We start from the raw sequence: 24249 nt of genomic DNA on the forward strand, positions 1-24249 counted from the left end.
GATAAAATGTGTTGGATGCTTTATTTGATCATCATTTGATCATTGGTAGGTTGAGACCATAATCTTTTGCCGTTTTAATCGCCAACTCATAGCCTGCATCGGCATGACGCATGACACCTGAGCCGCAGTCATTGACCAGTACACGTGACAAGCGTTTGGCAGCGGCATCTGTACCATCAGCGACGATGACCATACCTGAATGCTGCGAGTAACCCATGCCGACGCCGCCGCCATGATGCAGTGATACCCATGTGGCACCGCCTGCGACATTAAGCATGCCATTTAGAAGTGCCCAGTCAGAGACCGCGTCTGAGCCATCTTTCATGCTTTCGGTTTCGCGGTTTGGACTGGCAACAGAACCCGTGTCCAAATGGTCACGACCAATGACGATAGGGCCTTTTAGCTCACCGTTTTTGACCATCTCATTAAATGCCAAACCTGCTTTGTCACGCTCGCCCAGACCCAACCAGCAGATACGGGCAGGCAAGCCTTGGAACTGAATACGCTCTTTTGCCATATCAAGCCAGCGATGGATATGCTGGTTTTCAGGGAACAATTCTTTAATTTTTTGATCCGTTTTATAGATGTCTTCTGGGTCACCAGATAGTGCCACCCAGCGGAATGGGCCTTTGCCTTGGCAAAACAGCGGACGAATATAAGCGGGAACAAAACCGGGAAAATCAAAGGCGTTTTGAACCCCTTCATCAAACGCTACCTGACGGATGTTGTTACCGTAATCGGTCGCTGGGATATCCATCGCTTGCAAGTCTAAAATCGCTTGGACGTGTACCGCACAAGATTCAGCTGCCGCTTTGGTCAGTGCTGCATGTTGCTCTGGATCTTCTTGAGCTGCCTTCCATTCTTCGACCGTCCAGCCACTTGGTAGGTAGCCATTGATTAGATCATGCGCTGAAGTTTGGTCTGTCACTAAGTCAGGTTTGATTTCACCAGCACGAGCGCGCTTAACCATTTCAGGCAAGATGTCTGCGGCATTACCGAGTAGGGCGATTGAGACGGCTTCTCCCGCCGCCGTATGCTGTTTGATTAATTCATAAGCATGGTCAAGATCGTCTGCTTGCTTGTCGACATAACCCGTACGCAAGCGGAAATCGATACTTGACTGCTGACATTCGATGTTTAATGACGTTGCGCCTGCAAAGGTTGCCGCTAATGGCTGTGCGCCACCCATACCACCAAGTCCCGCAGTCAAAATCCAACGTCCTTTCCAGCTCCCATCATAGTGCTGACGACCTGCTTCGACAAAGGTCTCATATGTTCCTTGGACGATGCCTTGTGTACCAATATAAATCCAGCTGCCTGCTGTCATCTGACCGTACATAAATAAGTCTTTGCGATCAAGCTCATTGAAGTGCTCCCACGTCGCCCAGCGCGGTACAAGGTTAGAGTTCGCAATCAAGACACGTGGTGCATTTTCATGAGTCTGAAAAACGCCGACGGGTTTGCCAGATTGCACTAGCAACGTCTCATCATCTTCTAACGCTTTCAGTGATTCTAAGATTTGATCATAGCTTTCCCAATTACGAGCAGCACGTCCAATACCACCGTATACCACAAGGCTTTTTGGGTTTTCAGCGACATCAGGATGCAAGTTGTTTTGTAGCATGCGATACGGCGCTTCGGTCAGCCAGCTTTTACAATGAAGAGTACTGCCAGTAGGGGCGGCAATATCACGATTTTCATCACGGCGGGTAAATTCGTTGTTTTTTACTTGTGCGTTTTCGCTGATTCCATTATCGGTTGTCATGATCATTCCTTGTGTTATCAATACAGTTTTATTAATGCAGGTTTTGAGTGCGATTATTTTAGGTTACTCATAAGTTGTATATACAAATTATCAAAGATGCTTTTTTCATGCAAGCAGTTTTTTACAAAAATCGGAATTAATGAAAAAAAGCGCATAACTGATAGAGTGATATGAATAAGAGCTTGGATGATTGTCATGATATTATGGTGCTACTCTTATTAGCGGAACTGACGGTTAAAGACAGATATGACAAAAACGATTCCGGCGTATCAGCGGATTAAAAATGCGATATTAGACAATATTCACTCTGGCAAATGGCAAGCAGGCAATGCAATCTCTACAGAAATGGCACTGGCTGAGGAGTTTGGTGTCTCACGGATGACGGTCAACCGTGCGCTCAAAGAACTGAGCGAAGAGCGGGTGTTGGAGCGCAGGCAAGGCTCAGGGACGTTTGTCGCCCAGCAGCAGTTCAATCATACCTTTGTAGAAGTACGCAATATCGCTCAGGATTTAAAATCCGCCAATCGCGATTATGAAGCGAAAGTGGTGAGCAAGCGGCCCATTACCGCCAATATGTTAGATGATGAGCTGCGCCGTAAGTTTGGAATTGAAACAGCAGAAACGTCTGCTCACAGCGAAAATAACGACGTGACGAATAGCGCTAATGCAATTGTATTGTATGAGGTAAAGATTATTCACTTTGCCGATGGTCAGCCCATACAATTTGAGGAGCGCTGGGTCGATGCCAAAAAAGTCCCTGAGTTTATTGAGCAGGATTTTAGTGTGGTCAATACCAGTGATTATCTGATTGCCAAAAGCCCACTAGAGCGCGGTAGCTATACCATCCGCGCATTGGCAGCACCAGAAGAGATTGCAAATTTTTTAAAAATCGCACCGCAGTCACCAACGCTGGTATTGCGCCGCCAGACCTACTCAGCGGGTCAAGTCGTCACTTTCGTGAAGATGTGGCATGCTGGCGATCGTTACCAGTTTTCAGGCGAGCTTTGATAAATCGACGCCTACTCACTATTTTTGTACGTTTATTCTTACTCAAGTGCGCTACTATATGAGCAGATTGCGGTCTAAGCGGTCGTTATAGGCTCAAAATTTGCTATAAAATCGTCTAAACGTTTAAAATAATGTAGAAACAGTATTGAAAAATATACTGAGAACCCTTAAATCGGGCAACCAAAGCAAAATAATACGATTCAGATGCGTATGGTGATATCTGTCTGCATAGGGTTTAGATTATTTGCTGGCATTATGACATTGATATAACAGTCTCGACTCATCCATTTACTCTTATAAGGACGTCTTATGAAACGTCGTACTCTCTTAGCCCTTGCCGCTAGTACAGTCCTACTTGCCGCTTGTGGTCAGTCAACGACTACTGAAACTGATACCAAAGCGACGGACAGTACCGCGACAGGCGGTTCTGATTTGCTGCAACGTATCAATAATGGTGGCACCATTAACGTCGGTACAGAGGGCACCTATCCTCCATTTACGTATCATGATGAGAGCGGTAAGCTCACAGGTTATGATGTAGAAGTGACACGTGCTGTCGCTGATAAATTGGGCGTCAATGTTGAGTTTAAAGAAACCCAATGGGATGCGATGCTGGCAGGTTTGGACTCAAAACGGTTTGATATGGTGGCCAACCAAGTTAGCTTGACCACGCCAGAGCGTCAAGCGAAGTATGACAAAACTACCGCTTATAGCTGGTCAGGTGCGGTTGTCTTGGCACCGACTGATGACAACCGTTATAGCTCTTGGGAAGGTCTAAAAGGTCTACGTACCGCTCAGTCGCTCAGCAGTAACTACGGCGAGTTGGCACAGCGTTATGGCGCAGAAATCGTCCCTGTCGATGGCATGGCGCAAGCCGTCCAGTTGGTCAAACAAGACCGTGCTGACTTTACAATGAATGATAATTTGGCAGTATTGGATTATCTGAAGAAATTCCCAGATTCAGGTCTTGAGATTAAGCTAACTGCGCCTGCTAGTGAGCAAACTGGCTCAGGTTTGGTGCTGATCAAAGGTGATGAAGCTGTAGTAGCAAAATTGGATGAAGCGATGGCAGAATTACAGGCTGATGGTACGCTGACCAAATTGAGCGAAGAATTCTTTGGTGCTGATATAAGTAAACAAAAATAATGCTAGGATCTATAATGTCAGTGTCGTGGTTAGCTGAATTATTGGCGTTATTGCCATTTATGAGCCCTGATCGGGCACAAATTGTCATCTCGTCTTTTTGGCCGATGCTCAAAGGTGGTATCTATTATTCGATACCACTGGCATTGATCTCATTTACGATTGGTATGATCATTGCGCTGACAGTGGCCCTGATTCGTATCGTGCCACGTGCTGGCTGGTTTCATCAGATCATTTATAGGCTTGCTCGTATCTATGTGTCTGCCATTCGCGGGACACCGATGCTGGTGCAGCTGTTTATTATTTTCTATGGATTGCCAAGCGTTGGGGTTAAGCTTGATCCTTTTCCCTCCGCTATTATTGCCTTTTCGCTGAATATTGGTGCCTATGCCTCAGAGACGGTACGTGCATCGATTTTGTCGATTCCAAAAGGGCAGTGGGAAGCAGGTTCGACAGTTGGACTCACGTACCTGCAAACATTTCGTCATGTCATTTTGCCGCAAGCGCTTCGGGTATCCGTACCGCCACTATCCAATACATTTATCAGTTTGGTGAAAGACACCTCGCTTGCCTCATTGGTCTTGGTGACAGAGCTGTTCAAACAAGCACAGATTATCACCGCCCGTAACTATGAATTCATGCTGGTGTATACCGAAGCGGCGATTATTTATTGGGGTATTTGTCTGTTTCTCACCTTTATCCAAGGCAAGCTTGAAACCAGACTGGATCGTTATGTGGCGAAGTAAAAGCCTATAAACGCTACGAGTATATTTGTCATCACGTGTTATTGCGATTAGCAAGGCAGCTATCAGTACAACAGGAATTTTCATGATCAAAGTCACTAATATTCATAAAGCCTTTGGTAGCAATCAGGTGCTAAAGGGCATCGATTTAACTATTAATAAAGGCAAGGTGGTCGTCATATTAGGGCCTTCAGGATCAGGGAAGACCACTTTTTTGCGCTGTCTTAATGCGCTTGAGATTCCTGATTCAGGAGTGATTGCCTTTGATGATGGTAGCCTGACCGTTGACTTTGCGACTAAGCCTAAAAAAAATACTTTGCTAGCGTTACAACGTAAGTCAGGTATGGTGTTTCAGTCTTATAACTTGTTTCCTCATAAGACGGCGCTTGAGAATCTGATGCTTGGGCCGACGGTGGTACAAGGCCAAAACAAGGCACAAGCGCGTGAAAAGGCGCTGGTGTTGCTGGACAAAGTCGGTCTGTCAGATAAAGCCGATCTTTATCCATTTCAGTTGTCTGGTGGTCAGCAGCAGCGTGTTGGTATCGCCCGTGCATTGGCCATTGAGCCTTCATTATTATTGTTTGATGAGCCAACCTCAGCGCTGGATCCAGAGCTGGTACAGGATGTGCTTGAAAGTATGAAGCAGCTGGCCTCTGAAGGGTGGACGATGGTTGTGGTGACACACGAAATCAACTTTGCTCGTGATGTGGCAGATCATGTGGTCTTGATCGAAGATGGGGTAGTGGTCGAAGAAGGCAGTGCTAAGCAGTTATTTGAGGATTCAATGCATCCACGTACGCAAGCGTTCTTGCAGCGTATTGAGCAGTAAGACTTTTGTGATGTAACGTACTCAGTTGTAAAAAAATCATCAGTCGTTTGGCTGGTGATTTTTTTGTCTATCATTTGAGCTTAATGGTTATAGTAGGAAGCAAATAGACAACTATAACAGTACTATTCTTTTGTTTTTTCCACAATTGAAATGTTCATAGTGATCATTAGTGAGGACGTGAAGATCAAACAGTAGGCTGACGGTCTCCTTGTTTCGACTTGATAAAATAATCACAATGTACTGTATGGTTTACCTATCTAGTAGATTCATTACTCTCTATCTCAATGCCTAACATCCATAACAAGTCTTGTTTGAGCAAGCTCATCAAGATATTGGTCTATAATTTGAGTATTTTCTCTATCCAAATGGGCATCCCATTCATCAAGCATGACAACTATACTTTGGTCGTCCTCTCTAATTTCTTGAATTTGTTTGATGAGTTGTTGTCCTGTTGAGCCTTTATGGGTTTGATCTGTTTTGTAATTGAAATACAAATTGTGCTTGGCAGGCAAATAGTACGCTCGTTCTTGGTAGTGGTCTTTTAGTTTGAGTAACATACAAGACTTACCAACACCATTACTACCAATCAGTGTTACCCTCCCTTTCTTTGGCAACTGTGTTGAATCAAAAATCTCTCCTGTTTGCTTCACACGTATTTGGTCTACCTGAATGTAGGTATCTAAATCCACATTGGTAGGTTGTAAAACCGCCAAAATACCATCTAGCATCGTTTTAATAACGCCGATACTGGTATGGTAGCCAATCAAGGCATAGCACATTTGCAATAGCTGAATTTGTCTTGGCAGCGTGGCAATTAGCACCGCCATCGTCGCGGCATCATTCCAATTTTTATTAAAAATAAAGCCGGTGATCACAAAAACAGGCAGCATGAGTATGATCATGCCTAAGCTTGAATTAATGTGCTGAATGGATGTGGATTTGACGCTATTATTCTTTGCGGTCGCAAAGCTTTTTTGAACGATATTATTATAGAGTGTGTAATTATGCTTGTTGAAAATAACGACGTTATCCCAACTGTCAAAGAGTTTAGCGGTTAAGCTCAACCGTGATTGCTGATCTGTTTTGGCAGCGGTTTTTAAAGTATGTCGTCTGAAATGTACAAACATAGAAGCAACAACAATACCTACTGCATAACTAAGCAGTAATGTACCATCTAAAAACCAAGCAATAACGAGCACGTTAAATAAGACATTAAGAACCAACGCTGAAATGTCAAAGATACTATCAATGACGGTCTCAAGCGTGTAGTTACTCTCCTGAGCAAGTGTTGTCATTGCCGTACTCTGTAATTCATCGCTGGATAACAAATAGGTTTTACCTAAAAAAACAGTGTGGAAGGTATCATTGTATAGTTTATGAGCATCGTACTTAGCGCGCTCCGTATTGGTAACACAGAAATACGCAGGCACATAAACGACCACCAAAGAGGCGGCAAATAGCAGCATATAGGGAAGTAAAGGCCCATTGTCAGCGAAACTTTGTGCCAGTCGAGCAATAAAATACGTTGAGGACGCGACAATGATTTGCTGAATTACTAAGAAAAATAATGCTATACGCAGATACTTGTTTGAGATAATTTTATAAATCAAGATTTTTCGATATCCCTTAAAATTTACACACATAAATCTAGCAAATAACAGCTGCTTGCTGACGTATAATCTTATGATTAACTTTCAGATTTTTTGTGACTATATCTCGCTTCATACACAGATTTTGCTAACTGTAATTTCGTTTTCGTACTTGCCAGTAGGTCCGTAACCACCTTCAGAGCCGATCACTCCGACCACGCAAGTTTCAAACAACTTATAATAGCCATCTTGACCAATTTTATTAGAGTCTTTCATTAAAAGCTGTTCAGGATCTGATACATAGTAGACTTTACCGTTCGTATCCAACTCATGTATTTCAAAGCCTCTCTTAAAAATTCCACGCATTTCTACTTCTTCTGGAGTTTGCTTTACGATGGCTTCTGATGGATTTTCTTTCACCTCATGAACGCTGTTAGACTCTTTATTGCTGCAACCTATACTCATAAATATAAGTGCCGCCAATCCTGCTACTACCAATCTGAGGTTAGACATTTAGCTTTTCCTATAGAAGATATCTATAAATAGACTTTTTATAGAGCGCAAACAAAAAATTTGGTTATAAATATAACTCTTTTTTAATAGACTATTATCGACTAAAATAAGTAATTCTACAATATAATTAACACTTTGTAATAGTGAAGCTTTATTTGAGCATTGAGCATCTTAGTAAGGGCTTGGCTTTCTATGATAAATGACTAACAGTCAGGCTAGATTCATGGTTAGATATTTGGAATGTTAATACTAGCCAACCTACTAATCACGCAATAATTCCTATATAAGGATAAATATAATGAAAATTGAAATACGTCATGCTGAGCCAGAAGACGCAGACACGTTGCAAGCCATTTATACTGATGAGGCCTTATATACAAATACTTTGCAGTTACCCATGCCCTCCAAGACCCTATGGCGCAAGCGCCTGACTGATATACCTGACAATGTGTACATGTTAGTGGCTGAAATTGAGGGTGAAGTGGTGGGAAGTCTCGGGCTTCAGATTATGACATCAAAGCGTCAACGCCATGTCGCAAGCTTTGGGGTCAGTGTAAAAACGGCAGCACAAGGCAAAGGTGTCGGCAGAACGCTTATAAACGCAGCGCTGGATTTGGCTGATAATTGGTTGGATATCAGACGTATTGAAATTACCACTTATACCGATAACACCGGAGCTATTGGTTTATATGAGAGCTTGGGCTTTGTGATAGAAGGTGAAATGGTGGATTATGCTTATCGCAACGGCGAGTATGTCAATGCTTATCAGATGGCAAGAATTCGAAAAACTAAAAACGGATAGTATTGATAAATATTATTTCTAAAATAGCTTACTTCGGTATTATCCATAAATGTAAAAAGCTCCCATAAAAAAAGATTTATCCTAACAGTTAACTATGGAGTGCCACATATTTTTTATACGTAAGGCGAACCAAAGCGATGTATCAGATATTGCTCATATACATTTTGACAGTTGGAATGCTACGTATTCGAACCTTTTACCTAAAACATATAGAGACAAAGAAAATAATTTGTCTCAAAAAATGCAAATGTGGCAGAAGGTGCTACCTAGAGCTGATGTGAATACATGGGTAGCATTTGATGCTAAAAATGCTACTGTAGGGTTTATTTCTTATTTCAAGAAAGATCACAAGTGTGAAATAACCACTCTGTACCTTCTGCCGCAATACCAAAATTTAGGGATAGGCACTCAGTTAATGAACTCAGCCCTCATTAATGTTTCTCAATGTAATAGCTGCTCTAGTCTATTCTTATGGGTGTTAAAAACCAATCTATCTGCGATCAGTTTTTATGAGAAATTTGGTTTTGAATCTGATGGGCAGTGTGATGTAGAGCTATACGAGGACGACAAAATAATAGATATTAGAATGGTAAAATCACTTTAGTATCTATAAGTCTATTCTCAAGATTAGGATGCGCTCTAATCAATCCACAAAAACCACGCTTGCTTTCGGCTGTCATTCTGCTGAATGAAGCAGACTTTTTCGGCCTGCGTTCTCGGTTGATGCTGCGTATTGGCACCGCAGTCCTTTGAGCGCTGTTTGATCCACTGAATTTGCTCTTGCTTCAAGTCAGATTCCATACGCTCGCCATATAACCGCCTGACTTCATTTCGCGTTATTTGATAGCTTTTATTTAACGCTTTATCGGACGCATTATATTTACTATTAATAAGGGCAGTTTGCGACGTTAGTGGTAGATAGGTCGAGTTTTCTTTATAAGTGACGGAACTATCATCTAGCGTCCACTCATTGCCTGCATATATTTTTTGATCGATAGGGTCTATAAAGCCTTTGATCCCATTACCTTCGAATTGATAACCCTGAAAACCACATGGGGTTACGCCGTCTTTACATAAGCTATGCTTGGTCTTGGCAGCGTAAAATTTGACGCTATAGGGCGACTTATCGATACTCTTATCGTATGGCTTTATATGCCATAAGCGCTGCAAATCTGGCGCGACTAGTAGCATGCCATCGCACGTCACACTGCCTTCTTCGCAGTCTTCATAAAGGTTTAAGCGTTGTCCCTGTACGTCTATGCCTAATACAAAGTTTGCTTCTATGGGTGCGATCGATACAGGCACGAGCGCTGTACTAAAAGACGCGGCTAATAATAGGCCGACACCGATGCTAGCCTGTTTTAATAAGCGAAATCTACAAGTGTGAAAGACACGCATCATGAGCTTATAGCTGCTGTAAAAAATTCGTGAGCAAACGCTTGGCACCCTCGGTCGCAAAGGATTCAGGATGAAATTGCACGCCTTGAATCGGGTAGTCCTTGTGCTGTAGACCCATAATCTCATCACCAGCCAATGCCGATTCACTCAAGCTTAGCGCAGCATGATTATCATTGGCGACAACAGCAGTGACTGTCAAACACTCTGGTAAGGTATTTGCTTGTACCATGAGTGAGTGATAACGCATGATTTCAAGCTCTTGTGGCAAGCCTTGATAGATACCAGTATCATCATGGCGAATCGATGAGACCTTGCCATGCATCGGTAGGCTGGCACGAACCACGTCACCACCAAACACATGGGCGATACCCTGCATCCCTAAGCAAACGCCTAACAATGGCGTTGTCTTGCCCATGACTTCGATCACCTCACTACATACACCAAAATAAGCAGGATCGTCTGGCGCGCCAGGACCAGGTGAGATAATGATTCGATCCAATCTCATTGCTTGCACATCGGCTAGGGTAATCTCGTTATTGCGTTTGACGATGACGTTTGCCGCTTGACTGTCATCCATGGTTTGTAAAATCTCGCCAATGTATTGATACAGATTAAAGGTAAACGAGTCGTAGTTGTCGATAATTAAAACATTCATGGGTCATAAACTCTTTGATAAAAATAGGGATAATTACGGTTGCATAAAGCTGTCTAAGACCACCTTCATCGCGGACAGTTTACGCTGAATCTCTAAATACTCATCGGCTGGATTGGAGTCGTAGACATTGCCGCCGCAGGTTTGCGCGTAGGCAGACTTTCCATTGATAAACAGACTGCGAATAGGAATGGCAAAAATGCAGTCACCGTTAAAATTGAATGAGCCTAATGCTCCGCCATAAGCGCCGCGACCGTCTGGTTCCAGCTCATTGATCACTTTGATGGCCTCAATTTTTGGCGCGCCTGATAAAGTGCCCGCAGGAAAATTGCTGGCAAGCGCACTGAACATATCTTCATTTGGATGTAAGATACCAACGATTTCAGAGGAGATATGCTGTACGTGCGAGAAGCGCTTGATGTCCATCAAACTGCGCACTTTTACCGTGCCAAATTGTGCCACGCGGCCAATATCATTGCGATGCAAGTCGACCAGCATATTGTGCTCAGCAATTTCTTTGGCATCATTGAGCAAGGCGCGGGCAAGTTTGCGATCTTCGATCACATCGACGCCGCGTTTGGCGGTGCCCGCTAGAGGATAGGTTTCCATCTCACCCTGACGCAAGCGGAACAATAATTCAGGGGATGCTCCAATAATACATTGCTGAGCAAATTTCATAAAGTACATGTGCGGCGAGGGATTGACAGCGCGCAGTTTTTCATAAATTGGCATCTTGTCGCCAGCGATACGATACTTAGATTTAAAGCCCACTTCACACTGAAAGATACGCCCAGAGACGATGTCTTCTTTAACTTGCATGACTGCTTTTGCATGGTCTTCTTGACTCATGCCGTCACCCAAGAATTCGACGCTGGGCGGCTTATAACTTGGTATGGGTGCATCAAGTAGGTTTTTGATTTGCTCAATGCGATTGTCTTGTTGCGTGGTCGGATAGTAAAAATAGAAAATCTCGCCCGTCATTTTATCCAGCGTCAGACCGTCCAAATATACCCCAAATTTAAACGGCTCAAAGTCCTCGCTCGACTTAGCATTGAGACTTGGCTCAAAGAAATTCACACAGTCATAGCCCAAATAGCCGACCAGACCGCCGCTTTGATCGCGCGCAATCACGTGCTGCGGGGTGATTTTACGCAGCAACTCATAAGGATTGTCCGTTTGGTAATGCGTGGTTTGAGCCGTTTTATTGTCAGTAATGGCAAGCGTGGTACGATCGATAGCCGCAATGGTCATAATCGGATCAAAACCAATGGCATGATGGCGAGAGATATGACTGTCTTCGCCCAGTGACTCAAGCAAGTAGCAGGTATCAAACTCGCGCTCAATACGTTTGAATAGCGCAAAAAAATCGATATCTTGCGTCAGCTTTATGCGCTGCGGCTTACTAGGAATATCAATCAGTGCTGGCTGTACAGGTGTAGCATGAAAAGAGCTCATAACGACTTCCGAAATAGTTCAAATTGATAATAAACAACAATGAAATAAATAAAACAAGAGAAACGGGGAGAGTATGGTTTAGCCCCTTACTGACCTTGTCTGTGTGTGGCTAATAAAGCACTGACATCATGGTGTTGAATGGCTTTGGCCCCTCGTGAGACGGTCGCAATACCAACGCCCAATTGCTCAGAAATATCACGCTGAGTCACGCCGCGTTCAAGCAAGTCAAAAATACGAACACGATTCGCAATCTCATGCTGCTCTTTTTCCGTCAGCAGCGCTGCCAATAAGGCTTCGATATCAGACTTATCGTGACAAGTGGCTAGATGGGTCAGAAGGCTCTGATAGGGGTCAGTATTCATAATATTGGGTCTTAATAAAAAAGAATCACTATCTTGTATCAGTATTCTAGTACGATAGTACAAAAAACGCAAGTGATACGCAAGCTTGCGTACGATGCCACCAATGAATGAAAAAGTGTTTTGGTAGTAACTAAATAAGCAAGGGTGTTAATAACAGCAAGGTGGTCAGTGTTTGGATTTAACGCCTAGCCCTTTACACCGTATCGACAATCACAGGACGCCCTTGATAATTGAGCACGGTCACATCAACGTTGTAGAGCGCCTTCATGGTTTTTTTGGTCAGAACATCGACGGGCTTGCCAACCGCCATCACTTCACCGGATTTCATCGTCACGACCGTGTCTGCAAACTGCGCCGCTTGATTGATATCATGAAGCACAATCACGACCGTTTTTTGTTGGCTATGACTGACTTCTCGTAGCTCACGCATCAAACGGCCAGCATGATACATGTCCAAGTTATTGAGCGGTTCATCAAGCAATAAGTAAGGCGTATCTTGGCAGACAATCATCGCAATCAGTACCCGTTGGCGCTGACCACCTGACAAGGTAGATAAAAAACGATCAGCCAAAGCGCTCAGCTCAAAGCGCTCGATGATTTCTTGTACCTTTTGCTGGTCGTTAGCAGTCGGTTGCCCTTGGTGATAAGGATAGCGCCCGAACATCAATAGCTCATGCACACGCAATCGCCCTTGTACCTGATTTTCTTGTCCAAGCATCGCCACCGTTTTAGACAGTGTTCTTGCGTGGCAAGTGGCAATGTCGTGTTCGCCAAAGCAGACTTGTCCTGACTGTAGAGGTTGCAAGCGTGACATAACAGAAAATAAAGTAGATTTACCCGCGCCATTGGGGCCAATCAATGCGATGACTTGTGCGCTTGGCAGAGACAATGTCACATCATTTAAGATTTGCTGTTTGCCAATATGGTACGAGATATTATCTATTTTAATCATAGGGAGTCTTGTTTTAGCGAATAGTAAAATTTTACGTTGATAAAGGGTTTGCCAGTACTAATGACATGGTTTTTTGGCGATTGGTATTGGCGACTGTGATGGTGGCTATTTTTAATGAAGCTGCTTTTAACGATGTTTGGTCATAAAAATTAATAGCAAAAACACCAGACCGCCTGCGAGCTCAATGACAACCGACAGTACGCCTGCCATACCCAGTATTTGCTCAAATATGGTTTGACCAAGCACCAAACAAATCATCGCAACTAAGCTCACCAATATTAAGCGCTCACTATGATACATATTACGAGCAATACGGTTGGTAAGCGCACAAACCAACAAACCAAAAAAGGTCACTGGTCCGACGAGAGCAGTAGCCGTAGCGACCAATACTGCAATGACGGTAAGTAGCCCAAATGCCAGACGCTGATAGTTAATACCAAGATTGGTGGCTTGTGCTTTGCCTAGCATCAGTACATCGCACTGATAGCGCCAACGCCAAACAAATACGCCCGTGATGACGCAGATAACCACGCTGATACCAAGCAGCTGTGGATTGACGGTATTAAATTGCGCGTAGCTGGCTGACTGCACGACGACGAAATCATCAGGATTAATCAGCCGTGCTATCAAGGCTGACAAACTACGAAACAATACACCAAAGATAACGCCTACCAATATCAGTCGCGTCAAATCTTGGCTGGTTTTTGAAAATAACAACTGGAACAACAACATGGATGCGCCAAACATGAGGAAAATCTCAAGCATGAATTTGGCAATAGGATCAATATTGGTAAAGCTGATGGCGCCCAAGAAAAAAACCAACACGCTTTGCAGCAACACATATAGAGAGTCAAAACCCAATAGAGAAGGCGTCAAAATAGGATTGTGTGTCAAAGTTTGAAATAGAAGAGTTGATACACCAATCGCGTATCCCACCACCATCAATGCCAGCAGTTTTTTACCGCGCAGGGGTAGGGCAAAATCCCAGTAGCCATTGACGTTAAGGGTCGAAAATAACGTTATCGCAATCACTAATAGGATAGAGGCGACGGACTTTGGATGATCGACTATTAACGCCCAAAACCGCGCAAGGTATTTTTGCCAAGTGTGAAAAGCGCCATGATGCTGGTCTGTGTCGCTTTTTTGTGGAGCACTAGGCGTAGACGATGAAAACATGGATAAATCCTATAATGTCACGCTTATCTCATCAGACAACAGGACAATGACAGTCATAAAATAAGTAAGAAGACCTCAAATAAGGTTTGGATATAAGAGTAGTGGCTATGCAGTATCGAACGAGTCAGGTATCACAATCTCTGATAAACGATTCATTTGCTGAGTGCTGCAAAAAACATAGCTATTGCTTAGCAGGGGCACGCAGTAGCAACCATAAGAACAGCACTGTACCGACCACACCAAAAACCGTGGCGACAGGTACTTCAAATGGGTAACGAATCGAGCGTCCAATAATATCGCATAATAGAACGGCTGAGGCTCCCAATAAGGCAACTGTGGGCAAACTGCGACGTAACTTATCGCCCATCAATCGGCTCACAATGTTGGGTACGACCAATCCAATAAAAGGAATCATGCCAACGGTCACCACGACCACTGCACTCATCATGGCCACCATACCGACGCCAAGCCAAGTGACTTGACGTTTGCTAATGCCTAGGTTCAACGCGATGTTGTCACCCAATCCGACGATGGTTAGTTTATCAGCGATAATATAAGCAAGAACGCACAATCCACCAGTCAGCCATAGCAACTCATAACGACCTGCCAAAACACCTGAAAAATCCCCAAACTGCCAAACGCTGAGCATCTGTAATGTCTCGGTTTGGTAGGCAATGAAGGTTGTCACAGCCTCAATGATACCGCCAAAAACAATGCCAATAAGTGGAATCATCAAAAAATCAGTGGGCGGGATGCGGTGAATGAGCGCCATAAAAACCATCATGCCAATGACTGCTGAAAAAGTAGCCACGCCCATTTTTATGACGAGGGCGCTTGCTGGGAATAATAGACTGACTATTAATAACCCAAGGGCTGCACTTTGGGTGGCACCGACCATAGAAGGCTCAACGAAGCGATTTTTTAGTACCACTTGGATGATCATCCCAGACACTGCCATTGCAATCCCAGTCAAGATGATAGCAACGGTACGCGGTATACGGCTCACAAGCAGCAGCGAGCTATCAGAATTGGCGCTCTGATCGACTAAGCTGTGAAAAATACCTGACCACGAAAAGTCTGCCACACCGATAGATAAGCTCAATAACACCAAAAGCCCCATAAGAATGAGGCTACCCATGTTGATTAACCAAGGGGGAAGGGCGGCACGTCGAGGTTCAATACTTGAGTGTTTGTCAGCTGTCCTCTGCCAGCTGGATGAATCTGCTGACAATGAGGAGCTGGGTTTCACGCTGGTATGAGCACGATGTGAAAATAACGACATAGTGGCAACTGGCTTAGAAAATGAAAGGTTTTAACAAAAAAGTAGAGCCGCTGCTCAAACGATAATAGAGCTTACTTAGCCGCTGCAAACGCGTTTTTAATCGTGGTCAAATCTTTTATCCACTGGTAGTAACCACCAAAAGCAAGATAAGAGTCTGGGCTTAGATAGACCACTTGGTTTTTACGCCAAGCGTTGGTTTGGGCAACCAATGGATTGTCCAATACGGCTTTGGCGCCAGCGCCATCCTCACCAATAGCAGCGCTACGATCGAGGACAAACAACCAATCTGGATTGGCTTTTTGTAAATACTCAAACGAGACAGGCTGACCGTGAGGGGCATCAGCGATTTGATTGTCTGTCATAGGTACACCAAGGACAGAGTGAATAAAGCCATAGCGTGACTTATCACCAAAAGCAGACATTTTATTGCCATTGACCATGATCACCAAGCCCTTGCCTTTATCTTGGGTTACGGTTTTGGTCTCTTCGATCAAAGTATCGATATCTCCTTGCAGTTTTGCCGCTTCGTCGCTCTTACCGAATAGAGCGCCCAAATCATGCAAGCGCTGCTTACTTGAGTCATAGATATTTGCTGTATCAATCGTCATGTCTAGCGTTGGCGCAATACTCGATAACTCTTCATATTTTTCTGCCATACGTGAGCCAACTAAGATGGCTTGTGGCTTCATCGCATTTAACGCCTCAAGATCTGGCTCAAATACAGTACCGACCGTTTTTGGTTCAGGCTGAGTTTTTGCATGTAAGTTATCCAATCTCAAGTTGCCTGGCATACCATCAACGGCCACATCAAGCGCGGCCAAATCTTGTAGCAAACTCATGTCGTAAACGACAAACGGAGAAGGGTTTATCGCCAAATCAACTTTTCCTTTGACGGTGTCTACTGAGATAGTTTGAGCAGAAACAGCGTCATTATTGGCGATATTCGAGGCGGCATCAGCAGTCGGGTTTTCAGTGTTGGCCTCTGCGGGTTCAGAATCATTAGATTCAGGTGAACTACAGCCTGTCACACTAAGTGTAGCTATGAATGCTGTGATAACCACAGTCAGTAATGGGCGTTTGAGTAAAGGGTATGATGAGCGATTAGACAATGAGGTAAAAGACATAGGTAACTCGGTATATCGGATAGGGAGGCAACATAGAAATAACGTATTTGCCAATGAAAAATAAAAGAATCTGCTTGTTATAAGATCAAGATAAAAGGGATTAAGAAGCAGAATCTTAGCGGCTGCTGGCTTTATTATGGATGTTGCTAGGGGCAGCCAATCAGTGGCTATGATAGATTAATTGAGAGTCATTATCAATAATAATGATAATGATTTTTATTAGCACTACGGATGTATCCTTTTTATGTTATTGTTAAATAGAAAGTTTTGATGAAGCATCGGGTTGTAAAATCTTACTGTTCTCTTGATACATCGAGTCCATATTGAGTCTTAACAACGGTTTTAAGTAAATTATGATAATTTATTATTGATAATAATTATCGTTTGCATTATTATCTACACCATTATATTTTGGTTAATTAATATTAGGGTGTTATGAGTTCAACGGATTTAGCAGCGCCATCACGTAAACTGTTATTCGCAGCTATCATTATAGTTGTGGCGTTGCATGTGTTGACGGTAATCGCATTAGCGGCTATCAAAACGCCTGAATTAAAAGTTGAAAACAAAAACGAGGCATCACCTATCGAGATAGAGCTCGTATCGCTACCAGCTGAAACGGCGACACCAGTGGCAGAAGTAAAGACGGTTGCGCCCAAAGAGGAACCGAGACCTCCAGTTGTAGAGCAACCGCAGCCAAAATCCAAGCCCGTTGTGCAACCTAAGCCAAAAACCCCAGCAAAGCCGGTAGTGACGGAAACGAAGGTTCAGCCTAAAGTAACACCTAAAGAACCAGTAAAAAAACAAGAAACTAAAGAAAAGCCAAAAGAACCATTGATAGATCCCAAGATAGCTGAAGCCGCTGCGAATGAGCAACGTAAACTCATCGCGGCACAAGCAGAAAGGGCCGCTCAACAAGCGCAGGCGCAAGCTGCTCGCGAAGCCCAAGCAAATCGTGACGCGCAAGCGCAAGCTGCCCGTGAGGCTCAAGCCCAAGCTGCGAGAGATGCGCAGGCTGCTAGAGCTGCGGCAGAGGCAAAAGCTGCAAAAGAAGCAGCCGCGCGTGCACAGGCCGAAGCCGCGGCTAAAGCTGCCGCTGCGGCCAGTAACACACCAGTGAACTTTACTGCGACCAATGCCGATTGGGCGTCTGCACCAAACTTCAGCTTCCCTGATCGTGCTGCCCGTAGAGCCAGTTCAGGTGATGTGTTAGAAGTGGTCTTAGTATTAAGAGTGAATAAGCAGGGCGGTATTGATAGTGTTAGTTTGGCTAAGTCATCAGGTAATACGCTGCTAGACAAAGAAGCCCAGCGCCAAGTACGTTCTGGTAAATTTAAACCATTTACTAATAAGAGTGGTGCACCAGTTGTGGGTAATGTCACGCTACCGATTGCTTATAAAGTACCGTAAATACAAAACCATACTCACAGCCACTATAGGTGTGGGTAAAATATATGCAGTAAGCCAAGCGCAAAAATACTCAAGTAATAGCAATGAAATAACAAATCAAGGAGTCTGACATGGACTTTATGCAATACTGGCAATATAGCGACATGGTGACAAAAAGCCTGTTCTTTGTGCTCTTAGTCCTGTCCATCGTTTCGTGGGTCACCGGTATCATTCGTGTGCTACAAAGTCGTAAATTGGCGACGAGTGTGGCAGATGATTTGAGTCAGCAAATCCAGCCAACACAAGCAAACCTAGCAGATTCAGATGCGGCGACACGTCGTTTGGTTACTGAACAGACCTTGCTCAAGCATATTGGTCGTTATCGTTTTGCTAGCGAGCGTGGGTTGCCTATTCTTGGAACCACCGCGGCTATTGCGCCATTTATCGGCTTATTCGGTACCGTATGGGGTATTTTCCACGCATTGCATAATATTGGTATGAGCGGACAGGCAGGATTGGGTCAAGTGGCAGCACCAGTTGGTGAAGCACTTATTATGACGGGGCTTGGTATCGCAGTTGCCATTCCAGCAGTGGTGTTCTATAACCTTGCTGTACGTATCAACCGCCGTGTGATGTACCATGCCAATGATAGAGCACATGATCTATTGGCAAGCTCTGCTCGAATGGTAGACAACGCACAGACCTCGATTGATACCAAACCTGCTGTAAGTCAAACGCCAAGCACAAGAGAGTCTCAGGCAAGCGCTGAAAATATCCAGCAGACCAGTCATTATCGCAGCTCAGCATCATCACAGCCTTAATAATGAGTAACCAGTAGGGCTGTTAGTTAAGAAAAAACAAATCCAGCGCACAAGGGCTGGCTGTATTGAGAATAACCAAACGTATTGAGAATAATTATGGCATTTCAATTGGGTGATGATGACGTTCAAAGTATGAATGAGATGAACCTCATTCCACTTATCGATATCATGCTGGTATTGATGATTATCTTTTTGTTGACGGCTACTGTGCTAAATCCGACAGTACCATTAGACTTGCCAAAAACCAGTGCGATGGTGAATGATACGCCACCAGAAGCCATTCAAATTAGCATCGATAAAGACGCAGGGATATTCTGGGATAGTGATCCGATCAGTATGGAAGAGCTTGAGACACGACTGCAACAGCAAAGCGCGGCAGGCAAAGACCCTTCTGTACAGTTACGGGCTGACAAAGAAAGTAAATATGACACGGTCGCTCAAGTACTGGCTGCAACCAGTCAGGCTGGACTCACGAAGGTTGCCTTTGTTAACGAATAGAGTTTACTAAGCGTATGGGTGGCAAGGCATCGTATCTAACGGGACAGATGCTGTCCTAGATTTTATAGGATTAAAGCTTTTATACCAATAAGCCGACCAGCATTACCAGTAAGCTTATCAATAGAAAAACTACTAGAATAACAAGAAGAAAAATTAGAATAATAACTCTCTCCTTCCACCTCGCTTGGGTAACCTTGTGAGGTTTCCTTTATTGTAGCGCACGGCAATGGGTTCGTCGCTTTACACTACCAGCCATAGCCAAATGGGCGATAGCCATAACCAAAATGACCGGGCCCATAACCGAAGGGATAAGGTGAGCGCAGATAGTCAAGGTCGCGCTGACGAATATAATAGTAACGCCCTTGAGAATACGCCTCTTCTAGCTTTTCGATACCTTCAAGAGGACAAACAGGTTGCCAGTCGTAGCCTTCGCGCCCGAGCTTATAAGCATTCAGCTCGGTACAGTAACTTTTTAGACCCTGCTGACGTCCTTGTTCCCACTGTATACGATTGGGCGCTGCACCGCCGACGCTTGCACAGCTATTGGCATAATGTCCAAAATAAGCACCTGAGCGCCCTCGCAAGCCATCTGCATAACCAACTTCTTGCCAGTTACTGTCTTGGCATTGCTGCGGTGTCAAGCTTTGGGTCGTCGCACAACCTGATAAAGTCAATACAGCAGTGCCCATAAAAGATAGGGTAATGCCAGAGGTAACGGTGAGTTTATTGAGCAATTTGCTTGCAAAACCAGCAGTCGATGAGTTTTGTTTAATAATATAATTCATAATAAACCTGCGCGCGTTTAAAATTATGGTTTATCATAGCACCTTTTGCTAACAACAACTTTTTATATCTGGTTATCATGTTTGTTTTTGGATGGTCTAAGTGTTTGATATGACAATACAAATATCAGTCAGCATATAGGTGATAGAGCAGATTTTTCACTGATTACGCAGAGAGGTTGCTTGATTTTTAATGGTTAGCGCTCATTATAAACCTCTACACACCGCTCATTTATCTACCCACCGCTCTGTGTACATATAGCGGTATCAGCTGAGTAGCTGTATTTTTAGCATTAATTTTATCTAGTAAAAAGGCCAGAGCATCATGGGAACATTGATTGGCGTTATCATTGTACTATTCGTCTTAGGGAGTATGATGGCGCTCAAACCTAACGGTATCGATCAGCGTTTGGATAAGCTGCGTATGACAGCGCGTCGTTTGCAGCTGAACCCAAAGCTGGTTGCCTGTCCTGATTGGATAAAAGGTCGTGACAATGAATATGGGCGCGGCATGATGGGTCAATACTGCTTAGTATTAGAAAACACGCAGTTGCCGCACACACGCTATCAAGTGATTGATGGACAATGGCGTCCAGACAGCAGTTTTGTCGATACAACGAAAGACGACATCAAGCTCAATATTCCAAGTGCGATCCGTTCGACTCAAAGCAGTCCAGATACAGCGGTTAAGAAGACCAATTTTAGCTTGGATAAAGTACCACTAGACTTACCAGTGAGTATCGAGCCTTTCGTCAAAGGACTATTAACCAAGGCAAATAGCATCATTATTTATTGGGAAGACATTGCTTACGTACGCCCATCGACCAATCCAAAATATCAGCAAAAAGCGATTGAGTCCGATTTATTGGTACTAAAAACAAACCTCGAAAAATGGGCATTACAGATGCAAAAAACCACGGCAAAGTAGTAAATGGTTTTTTAATCTCCATTTAAAGACAATAAGCAAGTACATCTTGCAAACGCTGAGTTCATTTATTGTTGACAGCTGAACGTTTAGCAGTGTAACGTCTTTATAACTCTATTTTTACTCTATGGTTATTGTTTGTGTTATAACCATTTTCATAAGCAGCTAATTCCTACAACAATTAATGGGCAATTATAAATTGCCACGCTGCTGAATTTATCCTTACTTTTAATTTACTTATATTATGGTGTCGTCACATATGGCAAAAACCACAACCAAAAAAAGTTCAGCATCTACCGCTGACAGCCCAAAAGGCAAGTCTTTGGTGATTGTAGAATCACCAGCCAAGGCAAAAACGATTAATAAATATCTTGGTGATGACTTTATTGTACGCTCAAGCATTGGTCACGTTCGTGATTTGCCAGTGGGTGCCAGTAAAAGCGCCAAAAAACCAGCGGCGTCTAAAAAAGATGAAAGCCTGAGCAAAGAAGAAAAAGCGCAACAGGCATTGGTACGCCGCATGGGTATTGACCCAGAGCATGATTGGGCAGCCGTCTACGAGGTGCTACCAAACAAGACCAAGGTGATTAAAGAGCTAAAAGCGCTCGCCAAAGACGCTGACCAAATCTATCTTGCAACGGATATGGATAGAGAAGGAGAGGCAATCGCTTGGCATCTAAAAGAAGTCATTGGCGGCCCTGATAGCAAATATCAGCGGGTTGTCTTTAATGAAATTACCAAATCTGCGATTCAAAATGCCTTTAAACAACCGTCAAAGCTCGATATCGATCGCGTTAATGCACAGCAAGCGCGTCGGTTCTTAGATCGAGTGGTTGGCTTTATGGTATCGCCGCTCTTATGGCAAAAAATTGCTCGAGGTCTGTCGGCAGGCCGCGTACAGTCAGTTGCCATGCGTCTGGTGGTTGAGCGTGAGCATGAAATCCGTGCCTTTATTCCAGAAGAGTATTGGCAGATTCACGCAGACACGCATGTGGCCAATAGCAAAAAAGCAGCCGAAGAAATTGGCATTCGCTTAGAGGCAACCAAACAAGCTGGCAAGCCGCTTAAATTGGTCAATAAAGAACAGACAGATAAAATATTAGACGTTCTAAAAGCCAGTGATTTTATTGTCAAAGAGCGTGAAGAAAAACCCACGCAGTCACGTCCAAGCGCGCCATTTATTACCTCGACTTTGCAACAAGCAGCCAGTACACGTTTGGGATTCTCTGTCAAAAAGACCATGATATTGGCGCAGCGTTTGTATGAAGCTGGTCACATCACTTATATGCGTACTGACTCGACATTTTTATCGGGTGATGCGCTCGCCGCCGTGCGTGGTTATATTGAGGACAGCTATGGCACAAAGTATGTGCCAGAAAAGCCCAATTTTTATGGTAATAAACAAGGCGCACAAGAGGCGCATGAAGCCATTCGTCCTTCTAATGTCAATATGAAGTCAACTCAGTTAAAAGGGGTTGAGCGTGATGCCATTCGTTTGTATGAGCTGATTTGGCGTCAGTTTGTGGCTTGTCAGATGCTACCAGCAAAATATCTGTCAGTGAATTTGTTTGTTGGTGCAAATGACGTTGATTTAAAAGCTCGCGGCCGTACCCTAGTGTTTGATGGTTATACCAAAGTTATGCCACCAGCTAAGACTGACGATACGTTGTTGCCTGATGTCAAAAAAGGCGATCACTTAACGCTTGATAAGCTTGATCCAAGCCAACATTTCACCAAGCCACCACCGCGTTATACGGAAGCAAGCTTGGTCAAAGAGCTTGAGAAAAAAGGTATCGGTCGTCCATCGACTTATGCTTCTATTATTTCAACCATTCAAGACCGCGGTTATGTGAAGCTTGAGAATAAGCGTTTATTTGCCGAAAAAATGGGTGATATCGTCACCGATAGATTGACGGCCAGCTTCCCAGACTTGATGGATTATACCTTTACGGCCGCGTTAGAAGACAAGCTCGATCATGTAGCAGAGGGTGACCAAGATTGGAAAGACGTGCTGGATAACTTCTATGGGGAGTTTAAAACAACCCTTGAGCACGCCAAAGAAAAAGACGGCATGCGTCCGAATGATCCGACCGACGTACCAGATGTACACTGCGATATTTGTGATCGTCCGATGCAGTTGCGTACTGGCTCAACAGGGGTATTTTTAGGGTGTACTGGCTATAACTTACCACCAAAAGAGCGTTGTAAAGGCACTAAGAATTTGATGCCAGTCGAGGCTTTTGCCAATCTTGATGAAAGCGACGCTGCCGATGAAACAGCTGAAGTCAAAGACTTAATGGAGAAAAAGCGTTGCCCGAAATGCGGTACGGCAATGAATGGTTATATTGTCGATGGTGGTCTCAAGCTGCACGTCTGTGGTAATAATCCTGATTGTGACGGCTATATCTTAGAGGAAGGTAAGTTTGAAGTGCCAGGGTCTGATGCACCAACGATCGATTGTAATAAGTGTGATGGACAGATGGAGCTAAAAACAGGACGTTTCGGGCCTTATTTTGCTTGTCAAAAATGTGACAACACACGCAAAGTACTAAAAACAGGCGAAGCTGCACCGCCGCGTATGGATCCGATTCATCTGCCAGAATTAAAATCAACCAAGCATGATGATTATTTTATCTTGCGTGAAGGCGCTGCTGGTATGTTCTTAGCGGCGTCTAAATTTCCAAAGGTTCGAGAAACACGTCCACCGAAGCTTGCCGAGCTAAGAGAAATCAAAGATAAAATGGAAGATAAGTTCCAATATTTGTTCGAAGGGCCAGATGAAGATCCTGAAGGCAATCCAACGATTTTGCGCTGGTCTCGTAAGAAAAAAGAGCAATATATTGGTTCTGAGAAAAACGGTAAAGCCACGCGTTGGGGTGTTTACTGGCGCAAAGGTGAGTGGGTAGAAGAATGATTTCTACCCAAATAATGAGCAATGATGCTGATTAACGTATCAAAGCGACCAATAGCAGTGATTCAAAATTTCCCATAAAAAAACCTCTTAGCATACTAAGAGGTTTTTTTTGTCTAAAATATAAATA

At 43.9% G+C, this 24249-nt stretch carries 23 protein-coding genes; 11 read left to right on the forward strand and 12 right to left on the reverse strand.

What is annotated here, in order from left to right:
- Positions 1-31: 31 nt before the first annotated feature.
- Positions 32-1765 carry a urocanate hydratase gene (gene hutU, locus CZ794_RS01490; protein WP_087039867.1) on the reverse strand — a complete coding sequence of 578 codons (1734 nt, stop codon included), beginning with the start codon at positions 1763-1765 and terminating at the stop codon, positions 32-34.
- Positions 1766-2011: 246 nt separating this feature from the next.
- Between hutU and CZ794_RS01495 the strand changes: the two genes are divergently transcribed.
- The 4 genes from CZ794_RS01495 to CZ794_RS01510 all read left to right on the forward strand — a co-directional run bounded on the left by CZ794_RS01495 (position 2012) and on the right by CZ794_RS01510 (position 5488).
- On the forward strand, positions 2012-2773 hold the full coding sequence (locus tag CZ794_RS01495) for a UTRA domain-containing protein (protein ID WP_087039868.1): 762 nt from the start codon (positions 2012-2014) through the stop codon (positions 2771-2773).
- A gap of 309 nt (positions 2774-3082) precedes the next feature.
- A complete protein-coding gene (locus CZ794_RS01500; protein ID WP_087039869.1) occupies positions 3083-3919 on the forward strand; it encodes an amino acid ABC transporter substrate-binding protein in 837 nt (278 codons plus the stop codon).
- Between the two features lie 59 nt (positions 3920-3978).
- On the forward strand, positions 3979-4662 hold the full coding sequence (locus CZ794_RS01505) for an amino acid ABC transporter permease (RefSeq protein WP_179207221.1): 684 nt from the start codon (positions 3979-3981) through the stop codon (positions 4660-4662).
- Positions 4663-4744: 82 nt separating this feature from the next.
- Positions 4745-5488 carry an amino acid ABC transporter ATP-binding protein gene (locus tag CZ794_RS01510; protein WP_087039871.1) on the forward strand — a complete coding sequence of 248 codons (744 nt, stop codon included), beginning with the start codon at positions 4745-4747 and terminating at the stop codon, positions 5486-5488.
- Between the two features lie 281 nt (positions 5489-5769).
- On the opposite strand, the gene CZ794_RS01515 is transcribed toward CZ794_RS01510, so the two are convergent.
- Positions 5770-7098, reverse strand: coding sequence for an ATP-binding protein (locus CZ794_RS01515; RefSeq protein WP_087039872.1), 1329 nt, complete (start codon positions 7096-7098; stop codon positions 5770-5772).
- A 111-nt stretch (positions 7099-7209) separates the two neighbouring features.
- A complete protein-coding gene (locus tag CZ794_RS01520; protein ID WP_087039873.1) occupies positions 7210-7590 on the reverse strand; it encodes a hypothetical protein in 381 nt (126 codons plus the stop codon).
- Between the two features lie 298 nt (positions 7591-7888).
- Between CZ794_RS01520 and CZ794_RS01525 the strand changes: the two genes are divergently transcribed.
- Both CZ794_RS01525 and CZ794_RS01530 read left to right on the forward strand, forming a co-directional pair.
- Positions 7889-8392, forward strand: a complete 504-nt coding sequence (locus CZ794_RS01525) for a GNAT family N-acetyltransferase (protein WP_087039874.1) — start codon at positions 7889-7891, stop codon at positions 8390-8392.
- Between the two features lie 94 nt (positions 8393-8486).
- Positions 8487-8996 (forward strand): GNAT family N-acetyltransferase, encoded by a 510-nt coding sequence (locus tag CZ794_RS01530; protein WP_256958821.1) that lies wholly within the window; start codon positions 8487-8489, stop codon positions 8994-8996.
- A gap of 35 nt (positions 8997-9031) precedes the next feature.
- Here CZ794_RS01530 and CZ794_RS01535 read toward each other — a convergent pair whose 3' ends face one another.
- From CZ794_RS01535 to CZ794_RS01570, 8 genes are all read right to left on the reverse strand, one after another.
- On the reverse strand, positions 9032-9793 hold the full coding sequence (locus CZ794_RS01535) for a lysozyme inhibitor LprI family protein (RefSeq protein WP_087039875.1): 762 nt from the start codon (positions 9791-9793) through the stop codon (positions 9032-9034).
- A 4-nt stretch (positions 9794-9797) separates the two neighbouring features.
- A complete protein-coding gene (locus CZ794_RS01540) occupies positions 9798-10445 on the reverse strand; it encodes an aminodeoxychorismate/anthranilate synthase component II (RefSeq protein ID WP_087039876.1) in 648 nt (215 codons plus the stop codon).
- Between the two features lie 33 nt (positions 10446-10478).
- The gene (locus CZ794_RS01545; protein ID WP_087039877.1) at positions 10479-11897 is read right to left on the reverse strand and encodes an anthranilate synthase component I family protein; all 1419 of its coding nucleotides are present in this window, start codon (positions 11895-11897) and stop codon (positions 10479-10481) included.
- A gap of 86 nt (positions 11898-11983) precedes the next feature.
- On the reverse strand, positions 11984-12259 hold the full coding sequence (locus tag CZ794_RS01550; RefSeq protein WP_087039878.1) for a Trp family transcriptional regulator: 276 nt from the start codon (positions 12257-12259) through the stop codon (positions 11984-11986).
- A 193-nt stretch (positions 12260-12452) separates the two neighbouring features.
- The gene (locus tag CZ794_RS01555) at positions 12453-13211 is read right to left on the reverse strand and encodes an ABC transporter ATP-binding protein (protein WP_087039879.1); all 759 of its coding nucleotides are present in this window, start codon (positions 13209-13211) and stop codon (positions 12453-12455) included.
- Between the two features lie 126 nt (positions 13212-13337).
- Entirely contained in the window at positions 13338-14387 is a 1050-nt protein-coding gene (locus CZ794_RS01560) for an iron chelate uptake ABC transporter family permease subunit (protein WP_087039880.1), read from the reverse strand.
- 181 nt (positions 14388-14568) lie between these two features.
- The gene (locus CZ794_RS01565) at positions 14569-15669 is read right to left on the reverse strand and encodes an ABC transporter permease (RefSeq protein ID WP_143515686.1); all 1101 of its coding nucleotides are present in this window, start codon (positions 15667-15669) and stop codon (positions 14569-14571) included.
- A gap of 71 nt (positions 15670-15740) precedes the next feature.
- Positions 15741-16793, reverse strand: coding sequence for a siderophore ABC transporter substrate-binding protein (locus CZ794_RS01570; RefSeq protein ID WP_087039881.1), 1053 nt, complete (start codon positions 16791-16793; stop codon positions 15741-15743).
- A gap of 435 nt (positions 16794-17228) precedes the next feature.
- Between CZ794_RS01570 and CZ794_RS01575 the strand changes: the two genes are divergently transcribed.
- From CZ794_RS01575 to CZ794_RS01585, 3 genes are all read left to right on the forward strand, one after another.
- Entirely contained in the window at positions 17229-18203 is a 975-nt protein-coding gene (locus tag CZ794_RS01575; protein ID WP_087039882.1) for a TonB family protein, read from the forward strand.
- A gap of 110 nt (positions 18204-18313) precedes the next feature.
- Positions 18314-19003 (forward strand): MotA/TolQ/ExbB proton channel family protein, encoded by a 690-nt coding sequence (locus tag CZ794_RS01580; RefSeq protein WP_087039883.1) that lies wholly within the window; start codon positions 18314-18316, stop codon positions 19001-19003.
- Between the two features lie 96 nt (positions 19004-19099).
- Complete coding sequence (locus CZ794_RS01585) at positions 19100-19501, forward strand: biopolymer transporter ExbD (RefSeq protein ID WP_087039884.1); 402 nt, start codon at positions 19100-19102, stop codon at positions 19499-19501.
- 245 nt (positions 19502-19746) lie between these two features.
- On the opposite strand, the gene CZ794_RS01590 is transcribed toward CZ794_RS01585, so the two are convergent.
- Positions 19747-20286, reverse strand: coding sequence for a DUF2799 domain-containing protein (locus CZ794_RS01590; RefSeq protein WP_256958822.1), 540 nt, complete (start codon positions 20284-20286; stop codon positions 19747-19749).
- Between the two features lie 322 nt (positions 20287-20608).
- On the opposite strand from CZ794_RS01590, the gene CZ794_RS01595 reads away from it, so the two are divergent.
- Together CZ794_RS01595 and topA are read left to right on the forward strand one after the other, a co-directional pair.
- Positions 20609-21211 carry a hypothetical protein gene (locus tag CZ794_RS01595; protein ID WP_087039885.1) on the forward strand — a complete coding sequence of 201 codons (603 nt, stop codon included), beginning with the start codon at positions 20609-20611 and terminating at the stop codon, positions 21209-21211.
- A gap of 256 nt (positions 21212-21467) precedes the next feature.
- Entirely contained in the window at positions 21468-24122 is a 2655-nt protein-coding gene (topA, locus tag CZ794_RS01600) for a type I DNA topoisomerase (RefSeq protein WP_087039886.1), read from the forward strand.
- Positions 24123-24249 lie beyond the last annotated feature (127 nt).

The organism is Psychrobacter sp. JB385 (assembly GCF_900163785.1).
In the GTDB taxonomy this organism is placed as follows: Bacteria; Pseudomonadota; Gammaproteobacteria; order Pseudomonadales; family Moraxellaceae; genus Psychrobacter.

Coding starts and splice junctions, on each gene's coding strand:
- hutU (WP_087039867.1), bottom strand. CDS start 1,765: ATGACAACCGATAATGGAATCAGCGAAAACGCACAAGTAAAAAACAAC.
- CZ794_RS01495 (WP_087039868.1), top strand. CDS start 2,012: ATGACAAAAACGATTCCGGCGTATCAGCGGATTAAAAATGCGATATTA.
- CZ794_RS01500 (WP_087039869.1), top strand. CDS start 3,083: ATGAAACGTCGTACTCTCTTAGCCCTTGCCGCTAGTACAGTCCTACTT.
- CZ794_RS01505 (WP_179207221.1), top strand. CDS start 3,979: ATGAGCCCTGATCGGGCACAAATTGTCATCTCGTCTTTTTGGCCGATG.
- CZ794_RS01510 (WP_087039871.1), top strand. CDS start 4,745: ATGATCAAAGTCACTAATATTCATAAAGCCTTTGGTAGCAATCAGGTG.
- CZ794_RS01520 (WP_087039873.1), bottom strand. CDS start 7,590: ATGTCTAACCTCAGATTGGTAGTAGCAGGATTGGCGGCACTTATATTT.
- CZ794_RS01525 (WP_087039874.1), top strand. CDS start 7,889: ATGAAAATTGAAATACGTCATGCTGAGCCAGAAGACGCAGACACGTTG.
- CZ794_RS01530 (WP_256958821.1), top strand. CDS start 8,487: ATGGAGTGCCACATATTTTTTATACGTAAGGCGAACCAAAGCGATGTA.
- CZ794_RS01535 (WP_087039875.1), bottom strand. CDS start 9,793: ATGATGCGTGTCTTTCACACTTGTAGATTTCGCTTATTAAAACAGGCT.
- CZ794_RS01540 (WP_087039876.1), bottom strand. CDS start 10,445: ATGAATGTTTTAATTATCGACAACTACGACTCGTTTACCTTTAATCTG.
- CZ794_RS01545 (WP_087039877.1), bottom strand. CDS start 11,897: ATGAGCTCTTTTCATGCTACACCTGTACAGCCAGCACTGATTGATATT.
- CZ794_RS01550 (WP_087039878.1), bottom strand. CDS start 12,259: ATGAATACTGACCCCTATCAGAGCCTTCTGACCCATCTAGCCACTTGT.
- CZ794_RS01555 (WP_087039879.1), bottom strand. CDS start 13,211: ATGATTAAAATAGATAATATCTCGTACCATATTGGCAAACAGCAAATC.
- CZ794_RS01560 (WP_087039880.1), bottom strand. CDS start 14,387: ATGTTTTCATCGTCTACGCCTAGTGCTCCACAAAAAAGCGACACAGAC.
- CZ794_RS01565 (WP_143515686.1), bottom strand. CDS start 15,669: ATGTCGTTATTTTCACATCGTGCTCATACCAGCGTGAAACCCAGCTCC.
- CZ794_RS01570 (WP_087039881.1), bottom strand. CDS start 16,793: ATGTCTTTTACCTCATTGTCTAATCGCTCATCATACCCTTTACTCAAA.
- CZ794_RS01575 (WP_087039882.1), top strand. CDS start 17,229: ATGAGTTCAACGGATTTAGCAGCGCCATCACGTAAACTGTTATTCGCA.
- CZ794_RS01580 (WP_087039883.1), top strand. CDS start 18,314: ATGGACTTTATGCAATACTGGCAATATAGCGACATGGTGACAAAAAGC.
- CZ794_RS01585 (WP_087039884.1), top strand. CDS start 19,100: ATGGCATTTCAATTGGGTGATGATGACGTTCAAAGTATGAATGAGATG.
- CZ794_RS01590 (WP_256958822.1), bottom strand. CDS start 20,286: ATGAATTATATTATTAAACAAAACTCATCGACTGCTGGTTTTGCAAGC.
- CZ794_RS01595 (WP_087039885.1), top strand. CDS start 20,609: ATGGGAACATTGATTGGCGTTATCATTGTACTATTCGTCTTAGGGAGT.
- topA (WP_087039886.1), top strand. CDS start 21,468: ATGGCAAAAACCACAACCAAAAAAAGTTCAGCATCTACCGCTGACAGC.